Below are 12,145 nucleotides of genomic sequence, written 5' to 3' on the forward strand. Positions count from 1 at the left end.
TGTCCGTCGTCAGAACATTTGGCACAGGTCGCGGCGTAAATTAGCGGAGTGCGGGCCTCGTCTGTTGTTGGGTTTTAGGCGGCGAGCTTACGGTGTTGCAAGCGCCGATGTTCAATGGTCTGTCGCTTGATCCTTTCGCGTTGTTTGATGATGGCTGGTGCCCTGCCGAAGTAGGCGTCTGCGGGCGTCACGTTGTTTAGGCTCTCGTGGTATCGGCGGTGGTTGTAGTGCTCGACGAAGGTCTCGATCTGGGCCTCAAGGTCGCCGGGCAGGAAGTAGTTCTCGAGCAGGATGCGGTTTTTAAGGGTCTGGTGCCAGCGCTCGATCTTGCCCTGGGTCTGGGGGTGCATCGGGGCGCCGCGCACGTGGCTCATCTTGTTGGCCTCGATGTATTCAGCCAGTTCGCCCGCGATGTAGCTGGGACCATTGTCGCTGAGCAGCCGGGGCTTGTGCAACACCGTGGCGCTGTCGCATCCGGATGCGACCAACGCTACATCCAGCGTGTCGGTCACATCCTCGGCCCGCATGTTGGTGCACAACTTCCAGGCGATGATGTAGCGCGAGAAGTCGTCGAGCACGGTGGAGAGATACATCCAGCCCCACCCGATGATCTTGAAGTAGGTAAAATCGGTCTGCCACATCTCGTTCGGCCGGGTCGTCTTGGTATGGAACGCATCAGCCGCTTTCACCACGACGTATGCCGGGCTGGTGATCAGATCGTGGGCCTTGAGCAGGCGGTAAACCGTAGCTTCGGACACAAAGTATTGGCGCTCATCGGTAAATCGCACCGCCAGTTCGCGCGGTGACAGCTCGGACTGCTCCAGCGCCATTTCGACGATCTGGTCCTGCACCTCGGGCGCGATCCGGTTCCACACCCGGCCTGGAGCCGATGGCCGATCCGCCAACGCCTCCGGGCCGCCTGCGAGGTAGCGGTCATACCAGCGGTAGAACGTCCGCCGGGCGATGCCGAGTTGGTCCAGCGTTCGCTTGGCAGGCAGGTGGGACTGCTCGACGATCCTGATGATCTCGAGCTTCTCGGATGCGGGATACCTCATTCTTCGTCGCCCCCATCCGCGATCATGCTTTTTTTGAGCAAACGGTTTTCCAGCGTCAGGTCGGCCACGCATTCCTTCAGGGCGCGGGCTTCGCGGCGCAGATCCTGCACCTCGCCAGTGGTCGCGGCACGGGCGGTATCACCGGCCAACCGGCGCTTACCTGCTTCCATAAACTCCTTCGACCAAGTGTAATACAGGCTCTGGGCGATGCCTTCCTTGCGGCACAGCTCTGCGATGCTGTCCTCACCACGCAGGCCGTCCAGCACGATGCGGATCTTTTCTTCGGCAGAGAAATGGCGCCGGGTTGCTCGGCGGATATCCTTGACCACCCGCTCAGCTGGGGCCTTCTTGGGAGGGGATTTTTTCACGGAGGGTTGGGTCTTCATCTTCGTTCCTTCGTCACTACGACGAAGCCCCAACCCTCCTTAAATCACAACCTCAAATCTGTGCCATTGGTGCTGACGGGGGACAGTTCGCGATATACTCCGCGCAATGACCCGCGCTTAGGTAAGCGTCTGAAAGGCGGGCACCATCATGGGCAAGCGCATCGATAATCAACTGACACCCGGGAGCGATCCGAGCTGCCCAAGATGGATGGCGACCGTAACCCTGAGGTCAGATGTAAGCGATGAAGAGTTCAACTTCTATGAGGCGGCCGATCGGAAATTTCTGACCGAATGCTGCATGGCCGGTGTGTTTCAGCAAAGTATCGGACCACGCGACTCCGACCTTCTTTACATGATTTTTGGGTCCACCGAACTCGCCGCCACAGCTCTGCTGGATCTTCCCGCAATTGCGGCCGATATAGCGGAACTGGCAGTAAACCGGTTGCGCTTTTTTGCGCAGTATGATGCATCCTCTCCGACAGAGGCTCGTCGGACCGGGGATGTGACGGGGCATGGGATTACCTGAACTGCAATGGCCGGGGCTCCGCGCTGCCGGTGACGTCGTCAGCAGCACGGGCGACGTGATCATCAGCCACGGCTTTCTCGATCATGAGGCAATGTCCGAGGTTCAGGCTTGTCTGCCGGAAAGGACTTTGCTGGTTTGCGTTCACCTTTCGGGCCGGATCTGGGTCGAAAATCAATATGAGTCTACTCTTTACAACGGCTGGGGAACGCCGGGTACCGCGAACATGGGTCTGGGCGGTATCGACTATGCGATCCGTTATCGTGCCGAGAATTGTCAGTTCGCGCGCATCCTGCTGTCCGAAAGAATGTTCGAACTGGCGCTTGGTGATGACTTCCGCCGAGGAGCGGTAGAGTTCATCGATCCGCAAAACGCCGCCGCGCCTGGCCTTGCGAGCATTGCCCGTCGCGCAGTCCTGCTCAAGGACGAGCTGCCAACCAACCGGCTGCTGGCGGATTCGGTCGGCTTTGCGGTAGCCGCCGAACTTCTCCATTCCTGGTCCAATGTCGATCGCCGCCAAGCGCAGCGCCGGATCCCGCACCATCCTCAACGCGAAAAAATGAGGCAGGTCGCAGACTATATCGAGGCCAATCTCTTCGGCCCGTTCGCCCTTTCGGAACTGTCAGCCGTCAGCGGACTGTCGCTTCCCCATTTCATGCGCGTTTTCAAAGCCGAGTTTGGCATGCCGCCCTATCGCTGGATCATCGAGCGCAAGATCGCTCGTGCCAAGTCACTGATCCGGGATAAGCCGATCTCGCTGACCGATCTGGCGCACTTGCTTGAATTCTCGTCGCTTCAGCATTTCTCGGCAGCATTCAAGAAATCGTGCGGGATGTCGCCCTCCGAGTATCGTGCGCAGGTGCGCAGAACCCACGATGATCGGATCATGTAACCCGATAGGATGATGAACGCGTGTCCGGGCGGCAGGCGATAAGCTGGTGACGGGGTCAGAGGGATCAGTCACCATGCAGAACAACTTTGAAGACGGGATTGCGGTCAGTTCGCTTGTCGCCCGTGAGGGCGCTTTGGCGTGCTGGGAGAGGGAGCGCTTCGGGCCGAGACCGCATGATGATGCGCAAGGTTGGTTGATTGTCGCCGCGCGTCGCAGCGCCGTGCTCCACCGGAGGACAATCGCAGGCACGGCAGAGCTTCACATGCGGGCAGGTACGGTTTCGATCCTGCGCCTTTCGCTCGGCGAGGATATCATTCTTCCTCCGGTCCCGCTCGGGCTTGTGACGGTTTTTCTCCCGGACGCAGCGGTACCGACGATCCTCCGGTCTGGCTATTCCCATAGCTTGCATGAAGTGTTCGGCCATCGCAGCGCGAACCTGGTGGCCGTGACGGCTTACATCGCAGATGGGCTGCTCAAGTCCGAGCCCGCGACGCCGCTGCATGCAGGCCTGCTCAAAAGTCTGATCAGCTGCGTTACCATGAGCGGCCTGCCCACGCAGTCATCTATGCTGGGGAACCAGCAGCCCGGGCGGATCCACATTACCCGGCGCAAGTTGAGCGATCTGGAACGGTTCGTGGCATCACACCTCGACCAGCCGATTGACGCGCTCGATCTGACGCGGGTGGCCGGCATGTCGATCGGGCATCTGTGCCGCGTCATGAAGAGCGACACGGGACTCACGCCGTATCAGTTTGTGCTCAGCATGAGACTGAAGCGCGCGCACGAGCTTCTTGCGACGAGCAACATGCCGCTGGTTGAGGTGGCGCTGTCCTGCGGATTTTCCAATCAGGCGCATTTCAGCGCGACGTTCAAGAAGAAGACCGGGCTGACCCCGGGGCAGTTCCGGAGAATTTCTTTCGCGGGCATGAGTGCCGGCGACACGCCAAACGAGAGCATGGCGGTGTTTGCCGCAGAATCCGCTCCGGCAATGGGTCATTCCCCGCAGGCATAGATGCTATCGCTGCAGGCGGTCTGCCGGAAAGCGCCTCGGCGCGGCATCTGAAGGTCACGGCAACACGCCGGGCCAACGAAAGGATGCTCCCGATGACAAGCTTCACCGTCCCCACCCGCGAAACCGTCAGTCAGGGCAATCAGGCCTTGTTCGACGCGCTCAAGGGCCAGCTCGGCTTCGTGCCCAATCTCTACGCCACCTTCGCGCTGTCGCAGAACGCGCTCGGCACCTATCTCGCGCTGCAATCGGCGAAATCGTCGATCAATGCCAAGTCGCGCGAGGTCGTGAACCTGGTGGTGAGCCAGTACAACGAGTGCCGCTACTGCCTCGCCGCGCATACGATGCTGGGCAAGATGAACGGCTTTTCCGACGCGCAGATCATCGAGATCCGCAAGGGGGCTGCGAGCTTCGATCCCAAGCTCGATGCACTCGCCAAGCTGACCCTCGCTCTGGTCGCCAACCGCGGCCATGCCGAAGACGCTGCGAAGGACGCGTTCTTCGCCGCCGGGTGGAGCGAGGAGAACCTCGTCGACGTGATCATGACCATCGGCGACAAGATCATCAGCAACTATCTGCACGCGGCGACCGACATTCCGGTCGATTTCCCCGCGGCCCCCGAACTGGACGTGGCGCTGGCCGCCTGACGCCCTGACCTGCCCCCTGCCGCCCGCGCTCCCCCTCCCCCCTCCCCGCGCGGGCGGCCCCCTCTTCTCTCTCCGACCCGAGCTGCCCGCGCGACCCTCCTCTCCCGGCGCGGGCAGCCGTCCCCCTGGAGCCCTGCCATGACCGCCACTCTCTCTCCCCCCGTCGCGCGGCATGGCAGGGCCCCTTTGTTTTCCCTTTCCCCGGTCGCCAGCGGCATCGCCGCAGGGCTATTCGCCGCGCTGGTGTGGTCGACCTTCATGCTTTTCGCCAAGGCCGGCACCACTGGCGGCCTTTTGCCGCAGGACTTCATCCTGCTGCGCTTCGGCACCGCCGCGCTGATCATGCTCCCCTGGCTGCTGCGCCACGATCCGCTGTGTCTCGGCGGGATCGGCTGGGGCCGCGCGGGGGTGCTGACGCTGCTGGCGGGCCCTTCGTTCATCCTGCTCGGCACCGGCGGCTATCTCTACGCTCCGCTCACGCATGGCGCGGTGATCCAGCCTTCGACCATCGCGCTGGCCTCGATGCTGGCCGGTGCGGTCCTGCTGCGCGAGCGTATCACCGGGGCCCGGCTGGTCGGGATCGCCCTGATCATCGGCGGCCTTGCGCTGATCGCCGGCCATGCCGATGCGATGGGCGGTGGAATGGTGTGGATCGGCGACCTCTTGTTCATCGCCGCCGGGCTGTGCTGGACAGGCTTCACCATCCTGATCAAGCGCTGGGAGCTCGATCCCCTGGCCGTGACGGCTGCGGTTTCGGTGCTCTCGGCACTGGTGGTTGTACCGACTATGCTGGTCGCAGGTGATCTCCACCGCCTCGCAGCGCTCACGCCCGGCATGTTGGCCGCGCAGGTGATCGTGCAAGGCGTGGCATCCGGCGTGATCGCGGTGATCGCCTTCGGCATCGCGGTGCGCCGTCTCGGAGCCGCGCGCGCCGGGCTGTTCCCGGCAATCGTCCCCGCGTTGACCCTGCTGCTCGGCAGCCTGTGGAGCGGCACTTTGCCTCAAGTTTTCGAAATCGCCGGGGCCGCGCTTGCCTCGATTGGTCTTCTCGTCGCAGTCGGGCTGCATCGCCCGGCCGCTCCCTCACCTGCTGCCGGAGGAACCGCGCAATGACCCATGACCCCCTGTTCCAACCGATCCGTTACGGTGCCATCGAAGCACCCAACCGCATCGTCATGGCCCCGCTGACCCGCACCCGCGCCAATGCCGACGACGCGCCGCACGAGCTCCAGCAGACCTACTACACCCAGCGTTCGACCGCCGGCCTCATCATCTCGGAGGCAACCCATATCTCGCAGCAGGGCAAGGGCTATGCGGGCGCGCCGGGGATTTACTCCGACAAGCAGGTCGAAGGCTGGCGCGGGGTGACTGAGGCCGTCCACGCCGCAGGCGGGCGGATGATGCTCCAGCTGTGGCACGTCGGGCGGCTCTCGCACCCCTCGCTGCAACCGAGCGGCGCGCTGCCCGTCGCACCGAGCGCGGTGGGCCTCAGCGGCCACGCCTTCACCTATGAAGGCCCGCAGGACTTCGTCGTCCCCCGCGCGCTCGAGACCGACGAGATTCCCGGGATTATCGAGGATTACCGCCGCGCCGCGATCAACGCCAAGGCCGCCGGGTTCGACGGGGTCGAGGTGCACAGCGCCAATGCCTACCTGCTCGACCAGTTCCTCCGCGACGGCACCAATCACCGCACCGACCGCTACGGCGGCAGCATCGAGAACCGCACGCGGCTGACACTCGAAGTGACCGACGCGGTGATCTCGGTATGGGGCGCGGACCGGGTGGGCATCCGCCTTTCGCCCTCGCTCACCATCAACGGGATGAGCGACAGCAACCCCGCGCCGCTGTTCGGATACTTGGCCGAGCAACTCGGCAAGCGCGGGCTCGCCTATCTCCACTGCGTCGAGCCGAGCGACCCTCGCGGCGATCCCTTCGACCGCATCGTCGACCCGCAGGTGGTGCGCAAGGCCTTCGGGGGCAACTACATCGCCAATGGCAGCTACACGGGTGAGCGGGCGCGGGCGGCTTTGCAGGCGGGCGAGATCGATGCGGCCTCCTTCGGGCGGCTGTTCATCGCCAATCCCGATCTGCCGCGCCGCCTGGCCGAGGACCTGCCGATGAACCCCCTCAACACCGCGCGCATCTACAGCGGCGGCGGGGACGGCTATATCGACTATCCCTTCCACGACTGAGATGGCGCCGCCGCGCCTCGTCACCCCGGCGCTCGCCGTGCTGGCGGTCGCCGCCTTCGCGGGCAATTCGCTGCTGGCGCGCGCGGCGCTGGGGGAGGGGGCGATCGGGGCAGGGAGCTTCACCGCGATCCGCCTCGGCGCGGGCGCTGTGGTGCTGCTCCCGTGGCTCCTGCGCGGGCCGCGCGCCGCGGCCTTCAGCCTGCGCGGCGCGCTCGCGCTGTTCGTCTACTGCGCGGCCTTCTCGTTCGCCTATGTCGAGCTCGGCGCGGCGACCGGGGCGATGGTGCTGTTCGCCGCGGTGCAGGCGACCGTGCTGGCGAGCGGCGCGCTGACGGGCCAGAAGGTGCGGAGAACCGACATTGCAGGCATCGCGCTGGCGCTGGCCGGTGTGGCGCTGCTGCTCGGCGCGCACCTTGCGCCCGGGCCCTTGCTGGCGACCGCGAGCATGATCGCGGCGGGGACCGCCTGGGGGCTCTATTCGGTGCTGGGCCGCAGCGCGCCCGATCCGGCGCGACGCACTGCCGGCAACTTCGTGCTCGCCGCGCTGCTCGCCGCCCCGCTGCCGCTGCTCGATGGCGGGACGGGGGTGACGGCGAGCGGAGCCGGGCTGGCGATCGTGTCGGGCGCGCTGACGTCGGGGCTCGGCTACGTCGTGTGGTACCGGCTGGTGCCACGCCTGCCCCACGCCGCGGTCGGCGCGGTGCAGCTCGCGACCCCGGTGGTCGCGGCGCTCGCCGCCGCCGCCCTGCTGGCCGAGCCGCTGACATGGCGGCTCGCGCTCGCCGCCGCGCTGATCCTGGGCGGCATCGCACTCACTCTCCGGCGCGGCTGATCAGCCCTCTTTCAGCACCTCGCCCACGAAGTCGGCAAAGGCGCGCGCCTTGGCGCTCGTCAGCCGCCCGCTCGGGAACAGTGCCCACAGGTCGATCGGCGGGAGCGCCCAGTCGGGCAAGACCTCGACCACCGCGCCGCTGGCAAGCTCGCGGGTGAACATCCACTCGGATGCCACCGCGAGCCCCATGTCGGCGAGCACCGCCGCGCGCAGGCCCTCCGCGGCTGTGACCCGCAGCCGGCCACCAACGCTGACCGAGGCCTCGGCCCCACCCGCGTGACGGAAGGTCCAGTGCGCGGCTTCGTATCGCGTATAGACCACCGCCTGATGGCCCGCGACATCGGCCGGATTTGCAGGCGTGCCCGCCCTGGAGAGATAGTTCGGCGTGGCGACCAGCGTGCGCCGCCCGGTGGCCAGCTTCCTCGCGATGGCAGAGGAATCCGGCAGCGCACCCATGCGCAGTGCGACATCCACCCCCTCTTCGACCATGTCGACGACCCGGTCGTCCATGATGAGTTCGAGCTCAAGATCCGGATGCTGGTCCATGAATGCTGGAAGCCGCGGGACGATGTGCAACCGCGCAAAGGTCGTCGCTGCGGAGATCCTGAGCCGCCCGGTCAGACCCCTGCCCTCGCCGCGCGCAGCAATCTCGGCCTCGTCCGCCTCCTCGAGCGCGCGCCGCGCCCGCTCGTAGTAGCGCTGTCCCGCCTCGGTCGGCGAGAGGCCCCGGGTGGTGCGCGTCACCAGCCTCACACCGAGCTGGTCCTCGAGCTGCGCGATCATCTTCGAGACCGCCGGCTGCCCGACATTGCCAAGCCGCGCGGCGGCCGAGAAGGACCCCGTGTCGATCACCCGCACGAAGGTCGCCATCGCCTGGAAACGGTCCATCCTCATTCCCCCCTGGAATAGATCATAGTGCCACGCCCCGCCTGCCCTGTCGCGCGGGAAATCGGCATCTGTCTTGTCAGAAGGCAGCACAACACGGCGCTGCCGAACACAAGGAACCTCCGGACATGATGCGCCAGGCCATTCAGGACGCTGCCTACACCTTGCAGATCACCGGCAGCATCACCGCCGCGATCCTCGTCGCCGCGGCCCCCATCGCCCACCGCATCTTCCATCGCTGACAAGAGGAGCACGACCATGATCGAAGTCTACGCATTCGCCACGCCCAACAGCGTCAAGGTCCCCATCGCGCTCGAAGAGCTCGGGCTCGATTACGCCCTCACCGGCGTCAACGTCCGCAAGGTCGAGCAGAAGGTGCCCGAGTTCGTGGCATTGAACCCCAATGCCAAGGTGCCGGTGCTCGTCGACGGGCCGCTGGTGCTGACCGAGAGCGCGGCGATCCTGATCTACCTCGCCGAAAAGACCGGCCAGCTCCTCCCCGCCGCAGGAGAGGCCCGCGCCCGGGTGTTCGAGCAGCTGTTCTTCCACGCCTCGGGCCTCGGCCCCGCTTTCGGCCAGGCCGGGTTCTTCAAGAAGCAGGCCGCCGAGCCCCAGCCGCTCGCCATTGCCCGCTTCGAGGCCGAGGCTGCACGCACCGCCGGGATGCTCGACCTCGCCTTGTCGCGGCACGAATTCGTCGCCGGCGACAGCTTCACCATCGCCGACATCGCCCATTTCGGCTGGCTGTGGCGCCGCGCCTTTGCCGAGGTCGACATCTCCGGCCTGCCCAACCTCAGCCGCTGGGTCGCCGCCACCGAAGCCCGCCCCGCGGTCCAGCGCGCCATTGCGCGCGTCGAAGCCCTCGTCCCCGCTGCCTGACCGATTTCCCCGAAGGAGAACTCCCATGAGCCTGCAAGACCGCCTCGATGCCTTCAAGGCAGAGTTCATCGCCGCCCGCCCGCCCGAGGTGCGCGCCACGATGGAACGCGCGACCGCCGAACTGATCGCTTCGGGCGCCGCCGGACGCGCATTGAAGGCCGGCGACCGTGCCCCTGCCTTCGCGCTGGAAGCCCCAGATGGCACGCCCGTCAGCTCAGCCGATCTGCTTGCGCAAGGCCCGCTGGTGGTGAGTTTCTACCGCGGGGTGTGGTGCCCCTATTGTAACATGGAGCTGCAAGCACTCGAGGCGGCGCGCGCGGAGTTCGAGGCGGCAGGCGCGAAGCTTGTCGCGATCTCGCCGCAGAATCGCGTTAACAGCCGCAAGTCGCTGCGCGAGAATGCGCTCGGCTTTCCGATCCTCTCGGATACCGGCAATACCGTCGCCGCCGCCTTCGGTCTGCGGTTCGCGCTGCCCGGCTATCTGGTCGAGCTCTACAAGTCGCTGGGCAACATGCTCCCGCTGTTCAACGGCGACGATAGCTGGACCCTGCCGATGCCCGGCCGCTTCGTGATCGGCTCGGACGGCGTGATCGCCTATGCCGAGGTCAATCCCGACTACACCCGCCGCCCGGAACCTGCCGACATGCTCCCCGCAATCCGCCGGGCGGCAGCAGCGGTCGCTGCATGATGGTCGCGCCCCGCACCTTCCTCGTTACCGGTGCCAGCAAGGGTATCGGCCGGGCGCTGGCAGAGCAGCTTGCCGGGGTCGGGCACCGGGTGGTGGGCATCGCACGCACGGCGGATGACCCCGGATTTCCCGGCACGCTCGTCCCGCTCGATCTCGCCGACAGCGCTGCAAGCGCGGAGGGATTGGCCGCGCTGGCTGAGGAATATGCCTTCGACGGGGTGGTCAACAATGTCGGTCTCGTCCGCCCGCAGCCCCTGGGAGCGATCGACCTCGACACGCTCGACGATGTGTTGCGGCTTAACCTCCACCCCGCGCTGCTCGCGGCGCAGGCGCTGCTGCCGGGCATGCGCGCGCGTGGCTGGGGACGGATCGTCAACATTGCCAGCCTGGTGGTGCTCGGCGCGCCCGAGCGCACCGCTTACGCCGCCGCCAAGGCCGCGCTGGTGAGCTTCGCGCGTAGCTGGGCGCTCGAGCTTGCGGGGAGCGGGATCACCGTCAACGCGGTTGCCCCCGGCCCGACCGAGACCGAGCTGTTCCGCCAGAACAATCCCCCGGGCAGCCCCGGCGAAGCGCGCTACCTCTCCGCCGTGCCGATGGGCCGCTTCGGCCGGCCGGAAGAAATCGCGGCGGCGGCCGGATTCCTGCTGTCGGACGACGCGGGTTTCATCACCGGACAGACCCTGTTCGTGGACGGCGGTGCCTCGATCGGGCGAAGCAGCCTTTGACCTCAGTATCGATAGCGAAGTCTCACGCGCTTGCGGACAGGCGCCCCTGTTGCTTGAGCCGACGACAGATCCTGCTCAATGCCACTGGTGTGACCCGAAGGTATGATGCGATTTCCAACTGCTCGAGACGATCCACCAGTGGCGCTTCGTCCTCGATCAGTGCGAGGTAGCGCTGCGCGTGACCCACTGCATCGCGGTGTCCCTTTTTGGAAAGGGCAGACGCCTACTTGAAAACATCCGCTCAGAACGCCGTGAGGCCCGAGCGGGATGCTAGGCAGCCTGCCCGAGGAGCCTCGACATATGGCTGCCCCGCCTGCGCAGGAATTCTGCAAGCCGTGCCGGGTACTCCGGCGACACCGCACTCTGCACCGAGGGGCGGCTTGCAAGGCGCATCCGCCATTCGCCGAGCATCTCAAGGCCGCAGACGAGATCCATCCCAAGCAGCGCCTCGAATGCATCGAGGTATCTGAACACGGGCGCGAAGGCGGCGTCGACAAGGCCGAACCGCTCCCCTCCGAACCACGGGCCGGCATGGGCCGCGTCGACCCTGGCGAACCGCAACCTCAACGCCTCGACCTTGGCTCCATAGCCGGCAGCATCGGGCGCAGCATAGAACCCCGCGATCTCGGCGAGCGTGCCCGAAGCGAATTCGACCCAAGCCCGGTGGCGAGCCCGCGCGAGCGGATCGTCAGGGAGCATGCGTCCCGGCGCGATCTCGTCGCAGAACTCGGCGATGACAGCGCTTTCGAAGAGGATGTGCTCGGTGCCCTCCCCGTCACGCACGCGAAGCAGCGGGGTCTTGCCCGTCGGCGAGATCGCGAGAAACCAGTCGGGCTTGGCGGAAAGGTCGATATCGACCCGGGTGAAGTCGATCCCCTTTTCATGGGAAACAATGGCAGCGCGCTGCACGTAGGGGCACAGATGATGGCTGACGAGCGTAAGGTGCATCATGGCAGAGCCTCCTTCAGGCGGTGCGCTGACCGAGATCGTGACCCCGGTCGAAGTGTTGCGAGAGCGCGAAGGCGCCGTCCCCCAGCAAGGCCTGGGCAACAGAGGCAACCAGCAAGAAAGCCGGATACTCCCAGCCTCCTCCCGGCGCGCTAAATACCCAACCATTGCCGAAGTGAACGAAGACGATGGCACCCGCGAGGAACGGCGTGAGCGCCGGCACCACGAAGCGGGTGCCAATACCCAGCACGAGCAGCACGCCTCCGATCGCCTCGGCCGCAAATGTCACATATGCGAGCGGTCCCGGCAGGCCGACGGAGTGGAAGAACGCGCTCGTGCCCGGCAAGCCGAAGGTCAACAGCTTCAGCAGGACCGAGTGCGCGATGAACATGATCCCAAGGCTGATGCGCAGCAGCGCGATGCCGTAGGGCTGATATGAGATTGATGACGTTGTCATCATGAGACTCCTGTCCAGTTACATGGC

General features: G+C 65.7%; 14 protein-coding genes. 10 read left to right on the forward strand and 4 right to left on the reverse strand.

Features of this window, described 5'->3' with window-relative positions:
• Positions 1–74 precede the first annotated feature (74 nt).
• Positions 75–1,441 (reverse strand): IS3 family transposase gene (locus BZF57_RS14385; protein WP_120222458.1). Its coding sequence is split into 2 segments (ribosomal slippage): positions 75–1,090 and positions 1,090–1,441, totalling 1,368 coding nucleotides; the frame shifts between segments, so codons are not numbered across the junction.
• A gap of 148 nt (positions 1,442–1,589) precedes the next feature.
• Here BZF57_RS14385 and BZF57_RS14390 point away from each other — a divergent pair.
• The 7 genes from BZF57_RS14390 to BZF57_RS14420 all read left to right on the forward strand — a co-directional run bounded on the left by BZF57_RS14390 (position 1,590) and on the right by BZF57_RS14420 (position 7,536).
• A complete protein-coding gene (locus tag BZF57_RS14390) occupies positions 1,590–1,967 on the forward strand; it encodes a hypothetical protein (protein ID WP_143738507.1) in 378 nt (125 codons plus the stop codon).
• The gene (locus BZF57_RS14395; protein WP_086739202.1) at positions 1,954–2,856 is read left to right on the forward strand and encodes a helix-turn-helix domain-containing protein; all 903 of its coding nucleotides are present in this window, start codon (positions 1,954–1,956) and stop codon (positions 2,854–2,856) included. Before BZF57_RS14390 ends, BZF57_RS14395 begins: the two co-directional genes overlap by 14 nt.
• 73 nt (positions 2,857–2,929) lie before the next feature.
• Positions 2,930–3,868: a helix-turn-helix transcriptional regulator gene (locus tag BZF57_RS14400; protein ID WP_086739204.1), complete on the forward strand. Its 939-nt coding sequence runs from the start codon at positions 2,930–2,932 to the stop codon at positions 3,866–3,868.
• 92 nt (positions 3,869–3,960) lie between these two features.
• The gene (locus BZF57_RS14405; protein ID WP_086739206.1) at positions 3,961–4,512 is read left to right on the forward strand and encodes a carboxymuconolactone decarboxylase family protein; all 552 of its coding nucleotides are present in this window, start codon (positions 3,961–3,963) and stop codon (positions 4,510–4,512) included.
• A gap of 186 nt (positions 4,513–4,698) precedes the next feature.
• Complete coding sequence (locus BZF57_RS14410) at positions 4,699–5,625, forward strand: DMT family transporter (RefSeq protein ID WP_086739208.1); 927 nt, start codon at positions 4,699–4,701, stop codon at positions 5,623–5,625.
• The gene (locus BZF57_RS14415; RefSeq protein WP_086739211.1) at positions 5,622–6,704 is read left to right on the forward strand and encodes an alkene reductase; all 1,083 of its coding nucleotides are present in this window, start codon (positions 5,622–5,624) and stop codon (positions 6,702–6,704) included. Before BZF57_RS14410 ends, BZF57_RS14415 begins: the two co-directional genes overlap by 4 nt.
• A gap of 1 nt (position 6,705) precedes the next feature.
• Complete coding sequence (locus BZF57_RS14420) at positions 6,706–7,536, forward strand: EamA family transporter (protein WP_086739213.1); 831 nt, start codon at positions 6,706–6,708, stop codon at positions 7,534–7,536.
• On the opposite strand, the gene BZF57_RS14425 is transcribed toward BZF57_RS14420, so the two are convergent.
• Positions 7,537–8,424 carry a LysR family transcriptional regulator gene (locus BZF57_RS14425; RefSeq protein WP_086739215.1) on the reverse strand — a complete coding sequence of 296 codons (888 nt, stop codon included), beginning with the start codon at positions 8,422–8,424 and terminating at the stop codon, positions 7,537–7,539.
• Between the two features lie 255 nt (positions 8,425–8,679).
• Between BZF57_RS14425 and BZF57_RS14430 the strand changes: the two genes are divergently transcribed.
• The 3 genes from BZF57_RS14430 to BZF57_RS14440 are packed head-to-tail and all read left to right on the forward strand — an operon-like array spanning position 8,680 to position 10,713.
• Positions 8,680–9,300, forward strand: coding sequence for a glutathione S-transferase family protein (locus BZF57_RS14430; RefSeq protein WP_086739218.1), 621 nt, complete (start codon positions 8,680–8,682; stop codon positions 9,298–9,300).
• 25 nt (positions 9,301–9,325) lie between these two features.
• A complete protein-coding gene (locus BZF57_RS14435; RefSeq protein ID WP_086739220.1) occupies positions 9,326–9,988 on the forward strand; it encodes a peroxiredoxin-like family protein in 663 nt (220 codons plus the stop codon).
• The gene (locus BZF57_RS14440; protein ID WP_240506002.1) at positions 9,985–10,713 is read left to right on the forward strand and encodes an SDR family oxidoreductase; all 729 of its coding nucleotides are present in this window, start codon (positions 9,985–9,987) and stop codon (positions 10,711–10,713) included. The genes BZF57_RS14435 and BZF57_RS14440 overlap by 4 nt, the downstream gene beginning before the upstream one ends.
• 270 nt (positions 10,714–10,983) lie before the next feature.
• Here the strand turns inward: BZF57_RS14440 and BZF57_RS14445 are convergent, their stop codons facing one another.
• Both BZF57_RS14445 and BZF57_RS14450 read right to left on the reverse strand, forming a co-directional pair.
• Positions 10,984–11,664 (reverse strand): glutathione S-transferase family protein, encoded by a 681-nt coding sequence (locus tag BZF57_RS14445; protein WP_086739222.1) that lies wholly within the window; start codon positions 11,662–11,664, stop codon positions 10,984–10,986.
• 13 nt (positions 11,665–11,677) lie between these two features.
• Positions 11,678–12,121 (reverse strand): DoxX family protein, encoded by a 444-nt coding sequence (locus tag BZF57_RS14450; RefSeq protein ID WP_086739225.1) that lies wholly within the window; start codon positions 12,119–12,121, stop codon positions 11,678–11,680.
• Positions 12,122–12,145: the final 24 nt, after the last annotated feature.

The organism is Erythrobacter colymbi, from assembly GCF_002155685.1.
Classification (GTDB): domain Bacteria; phylum Pseudomonadota; class Alphaproteobacteria; order Sphingomonadales; family Sphingomonadaceae; genus Erythrobacter; species Erythrobacter colymbi.

Coding starts and splice junctions, on each gene's coding strand:
- BZF57_RS14390 (WP_143738507.1), top strand. CDS start 1,590: ATGGGCAAGCGCATCGATAATCAACTGACACCCGGGAGCGATCCGAGC.
- BZF57_RS14395 (WP_086739202.1), top strand. CDS start 1,954: ATGGGATTACCTGAACTGCAATGGCCGGGGCTCCGCGCTGCCGGTGAC.
- BZF57_RS14400 (WP_086739204.1), top strand. CDS start 2,930: ATGCAGAACAACTTTGAAGACGGGATTGCGGTCAGTTCGCTTGTCGCC.
- BZF57_RS14405 (WP_086739206.1), top strand. CDS start 3,961: ATGACAAGCTTCACCGTCCCCACCCGCGAAACCGTCAGTCAGGGCAAT.
- BZF57_RS14415 (WP_086739211.1), top strand. CDS start 5,622: ATGACCCATGACCCCCTGTTCCAACCGATCCGTTACGGTGCCATCGAA.
- BZF57_RS14420 (WP_086739213.1), top strand. CDS start 6,706: ATGGCGCCGCCGCGCCTCGTCACCCCGGCGCTCGCCGTGCTGGCGGTC.
- BZF57_RS14425 (WP_086739215.1), bottom strand. CDS start 8,424: ATGGACCGTTTCCAGGCGATGGCGACCTTCGTGCGGGTGATCGACACG.
- BZF57_RS14430 (WP_086739218.1), top strand. CDS start 8,680: ATGATCGAAGTCTACGCATTCGCCACGCCCAACAGCGTCAAGGTCCCC.
- BZF57_RS14435 (WP_086739220.1), top strand. CDS start 9,326: ATGAGCCTGCAAGACCGCCTCGATGCCTTCAAGGCAGAGTTCATCGCC.
- BZF57_RS14440 (WP_240506002.1), top strand. CDS start 9,985: ATGATGGTCGCGCCCCGCACCTTCCTCGTTACCGGTGCCAGCAAGGGT.
- BZF57_RS14445 (WP_086739222.1), bottom strand. CDS start 11,664: ATGATGCACCTTACGCTCGTCAGCCATCATCTGTGCCCCTACGTGCAG.
- BZF57_RS14450 (WP_086739225.1), bottom strand. CDS start 12,121: ATGATGACAACGTCATCAATCTCATATCAGCCCTACGGCATCGCGCTG.